Consider the following 4,449-nt stretch of genomic DNA (forward strand, 5'->3'; position numbering starts at 1 on the left):
TATTGCTAGTCCACTGTTGGTTAGCCGTCCAAACCCGCGCCAGACTGCATCAGTCGGGGTAAAGACACTGGCAGTCAGCTCACGTGCTCTGATGTTTCCTTCATTTTTAGCTGCACGGGTGTAGTTGTTGATTAGTTGAAAATCGCCCGAATTAACTTGTCCTATTATTGTCAATATAGAACCTAGTATATCTGTCGACTCAAACCCCACTACTACTGCCGCCTTGCTAGCCTTAATAATAGGCTCGTAGATGTGCGTTCCTGTGATGATTGTAACATTGCCTGGGCAGAGAAATCCGTCTATTTGGCAAGGGGTGTAGCCCAGAGAGTGCATTTGGTCCCTGTATGGTATCATCAGAAGGTGCTTGTTCGGCGTATTATAGGTATTATCGTGGAAGATAGGCGCACTATAATATGTTTCATAGTAGCCTCGCTCGTGTGGTTCGTTCCCGCCTGCCTGTTAGCACCATTTCTGCCGACACTTGCGGGGATATTATTATTCGGTTTCACAATGAACGCAATTTTGGGGCTATCATACTATACGCTCACGGGTTTGATGCGCCAAGAGCTAGACTTTTCAGTACTCACGGTGGTGCAGTTGTGGGTATTTAACATTGCAATCGCCACTTTGGTCGTATCGGAGGTTGCAGGGGTTGATTCCCTCATGTCTAGCGTAATCGGTGGTATCCCAATAAAACTAGCTCCAGTTGTATGGCTAATCTATGCGCTGAACGCTATCCCGTTGCTAGAATGGCGAGCTAAACTGCCTTATCTATCCACCCTATACTTAATAACCGCAATCATAACGCCTGCTGTGCTGTATATATTGGTTAGCTATACATTGCCTACAACATTATTTGTTGACATAGCGGTTTATATGCGGGACGTGCCACATTTAATAGTTACAATGCCCGTCATCGCCCTACTATACTACTACTTGCCACTGTCTATCGGCGCGCCAATGCTTCATTTGCGGTTCGCACTGTTGTCCTACGTGGCGATTTCCATCTGCTATATGCTTAACAGTGCACGGGCACTAGCATATCTGCCTAACCTTTTCTTTATCGCAATACCCGCCACACTAGCTGTCGCCACTAATCTGCTAACCACCATATATCGCTACTGGCAGAGAGCGTATGACAAAACACTGCTGAAATTCTTCCTAGTGAGCGTCATCTGCTATGCTATAGGAAGCTTACTGCCCGTCTGGAACAACACACTAGGCTATATGGGATTTGTAGGTTTTGCCATATATGCTTGTATTTACTACCTAATACCCAAACTATACAACGTCTATCTATACAGCGGGCGACTTATGCGTCTGCAGTTGAATTTAATGCTGATAGGGTTGACAATAACAAGTATAGCAAGTTTTACAGCGACTATTATAAAGCGGACAATGCTGGATATGCGCTGGGTGGATGGTGCTACGCTGATGTGGACGTGGCAAGATATTGTCCCTGCCGTGCAAATACCGCTGATAATAGAGCGGACAGGGCAACTCGTCTATGCGATAGGCGCATTGCTATTTACATATAACATCATAAGAACGCTACTGATACCTAGAAAGGAAGGTAAGGGGGGCTAGATGAACATTGAACCGATGACACGCGGCTTGCTCTTTGTTGGCGCGATAGTTGCTGTAATGCTACTATTCTGCCTGCTATATCTGCCGACCTTTACCGCTAATCCGCAGGTGTCAGCGCAACAATCTGCACTAGAGCTTGCGGGTAGCGTAGTTTATCAGCAGGAGGGCTGTGCTAACTGTCACAATCAATCAGCCTATTCACGCTATGTAGTGTCTAGCGTAGGGGACGTAGCGCGTTCGGTCTTTGCCGCACGAACAAATGAGCCTGTTGACAGCGCACCCGACCTATCATTAAGCGCAGGGAGGCTTGCCACTATGTCAAAATACAGCTATCTAGCAGAGCGACCTATAAACGTGAGCAAAGTAGTAGAGATACTGATAGAGCTGAAAATCCCATACCAACGGGCTGATATGGACGGGCTAGCTAACAGGAGCAAGTTAGACGCTGTAGATGCGTATATAAACAGCAAACTTGTCCGCTAATAAGCGTATTATTCACGATTATGAACATTATATTGTTAGAACCTGAGATACCGCAGAACACTGGCAACATTGCACGCTTGTCAGTGGCTATCGGAGCGGAACTATGGCTAGTTGGCAGACTAGGCTTTTCTCTCACTGATAAATATACTCGCAGAGCTGGCATGGACTATTGGCAACACGTAAAACTGCGCCGCATAGACACGCTAGCCGAGTTTTATCCGCTGATAGATGACACCTTTGCATTTATCAGCACACACGGACAGCAAAACTATATCGCAATGCCCTTGAATATAAATTCTATAGTATTTGGTAACGAAGGGACAGGCTTCCCCGAGCGGGTCTATGAAAAATACTCTGCTCAACTATATAGGATACCAATGCTACCCGATACCCGTAGCCTAAACCTAGCCACCAGCACAGGAATAGTAGCTTACCACCTGCTAGAACGGGGAGGGTTTGCGGGGTTGGGATGAAGTCAACAGGTATATTTAGACCATTAGCGATGTTAAGCAGTGTGTCTAGCCCTATTTTGACTGATTTTATTTAACTACTTCCCAGTGTCCGCCGTTATCTGGTCCAACACGGCGTATTTTATTGTCATCTCGTAAAGATTTTATGTGTTTTTCAATTGTTTTTAGGCTTAGTTCTAGTGCTTCAGCCATTTCCTTGACCGTTATTACAGGATTCTTTCGCATAAGCGTTAATATTTTCACCCTACTTTTCACCCTACTTTTCACCCTACTTTTCACCCTACCTTTTACCTCGCTTTCTAGCTTTTCACCCTCATCTTCATCCACAGAGCGGTCAAATGGTAAAGCAAACCTGATGACAGAGTTCGTGAACTTAAACGCATCACGCCCATAGTTCTTAACGATATACGGCATTCCTGAACCTAAACGCTCTACAAAATCAAGGTCTTTGAATATGCGCATGATTTCGCGGTTGCGCGGACGTGAAACGCCACTAAAAAATTCTTCCTTGCTCAAGCCCTTTACTAGTCCACCGTAGGTTGTTATCTCAAAGCGGTCTTCAAAAATCTCAAAAATAGGCGTGTCACCATTTTCAGCGTAATCGTTGTGTGCAAAAGCATTGATAATTGCCTCGCGTAGGCTCTTATTGTCAACAATCCGCTTTTCTTGACGCGCTCCAATACCTACCTTTCGTGCCTGCGTGACATTTTCAAGTTCAAACTTATCAAGCACCATTTGCATCGCTTTCACTATGGAGCAGTAGCCATATTCTTCATTTTCGCGCAGGTCTAGCCTATCTGTTCCCCACCACTTGGCAACACGGATAGAATAACTATTTTCATCAGCGAACATAAGGGCAAACTGGTTATACTTTCCCTCTGGAGTTAAAAAGTCTAACGATTTAGCAAAATTATTGTTTAGTGCCAATCCCTTCCCTTCGTAGAATATCTTTAGCTGATTAAAGGTGAGGTCTTGTCGTATTGATTGCGTGGTTGTTAATGACGTTGGGTGTCTATGTGCCATTAGCTGGTCAATCAAGCTCTCGTCCATTGGCTGTGCCGAACTGCCAATACGGATAAAACAGCCCGATTCTGAACGTCCCTTTTGCCTAATATAATATGGGGTTTGCGTTCCGCCAGCTAAATTAGCGACTACAACCGTTTTTCCGTCTCGCTCCTCTGTTAAAATATCAAACAAACCCATAATGCTGGGACGAACGTTGTTGATAAGGCGATTTTTAATCTTTTGTTGCACTTCGTCTGGCTTGTCTATGCCAACAACTGCCCCGTCGTTGGCTATACCAAAATATATGTCTCCGCCACCAGCATTCAGAAAGGATACTGCCTCTTTTTCAAGGTCATCAGTCAACTTCAGCTTATATTCTATGCGGTTCGTTTCAAGTTGTTTCATAGTGAAATACTATAATAAAGGCGGTTCTTTGTCAAGCTGACAGAGTTGATACAATTCCCTTTACCCCCTCATCCGTCAGTTGCGGGTAGATTGGTAGACTGACAATTCGTTCCGCGTAGTCCTCTGCAATGGGTAGTGGGTTCTGTGGATAGTTTTCACGATAATAGCTATGGTTATAGACTAGCGAATAATGCACTTGCAAGCCTATGCCAGCACGGAAAGCAGTTTTTAGAACATTATCCCTATCCGTTCCCGCTCTCAGCAGAACAGGATATAAATGATAGGAGTGAAATACATCACTAGAGACAACCAGCGGCTGCAAACATTCATTGCCTTTTAATAGTTCGTCATACAACGCCGCAATATGCCTGCGCCTCTCTAAAAACCAGTCTAGCTTCTTTAATTGACTAATCCCTAATGCACAATTTATATCAGGCAGACGATAGTTATAGCCCAGTAGCACCATATCACGTTGCCAACTTTCTCCCGCCTTAATGCC

At 44.8% G+C, this 4,449-nt stretch carries 4 protein-coding genes and 2 pseudogenes; 3 read left to right on the forward strand and 3 right to left on the reverse strand.

Going from position 1 to position 4,449, the window contains the following annotated elements:
* Positions 1-333 (reverse strand): annotated as a pseudogene (locus tag AC1MDJ_RS06800) (hydrogenase formation protein HypD); the annotation flags it as partial.
* Between AC1MDJ_RS06800 and AC1MDJ_RS06805 the strand changes: the two are divergent.
* The 3 genes and pseudogenes from AC1MDJ_RS06805 to AC1MDJ_RS06815 form a co-directional block, all read left to right on the forward strand.
* Positions 303-401, forward strand: a pseudogene (locus AC1MDJ_RS06805) (hypothetical protein); the annotation flags it as partial. The pseudogenes AC1MDJ_RS06800 and AC1MDJ_RS06805 overlap by 31 nt on opposite strands.
* A gap of 1,186 nt (positions 402-1,587) precedes the next feature.
* Complete coding sequence (locus tag AC1MDJ_RS06810) at positions 1,588-2,070, forward strand: hypothetical protein (RefSeq protein ID WP_479690179.1); 483 nt, start codon at positions 1,588-1,590, stop codon at positions 2,068-2,070.
* A 20-nt stretch (positions 2,071-2,090) separates the two neighbouring features.
* Complete coding sequence (locus tag AC1MDJ_RS06815; protein ID WP_479690180.1) at positions 2,091-2,543, forward strand: tRNA (cytidine(34)-2'-O)-methyltransferase; 453 nt, start codon at positions 2,091-2,093, stop codon at positions 2,541-2,543.
* Positions 2,544-2,609: 66 nt separating this feature from the next.
* On the opposite strand, the gene AC1MDJ_RS06820 is transcribed toward AC1MDJ_RS06815, so the two are convergent.
* Together AC1MDJ_RS06820 and AC1MDJ_RS06825 are read right to left on the reverse strand one after the other, a co-directional pair.
* Positions 2,610-3,950, reverse strand: coding sequence for an RNA-binding domain-containing protein (locus AC1MDJ_RS06820; RefSeq protein WP_479690181.1), 1,341 nt, complete (start codon positions 3,948-3,950; stop codon positions 2,610-2,612).
* Between the two features lie 31 nt (positions 3,951-3,981).
* The coding region (locus AC1MDJ_RS06825) for a DegT/DnrJ/EryC1/StrS family aminotransferase (protein ID WP_479690182.1) at positions 3,982-4,449 on the reverse strand (468 nt) is incomplete at its 5' end.

It is taken from the genome of Candidatus Termitispirillum reticulitermitis (genome assembly GCF_054655775.1).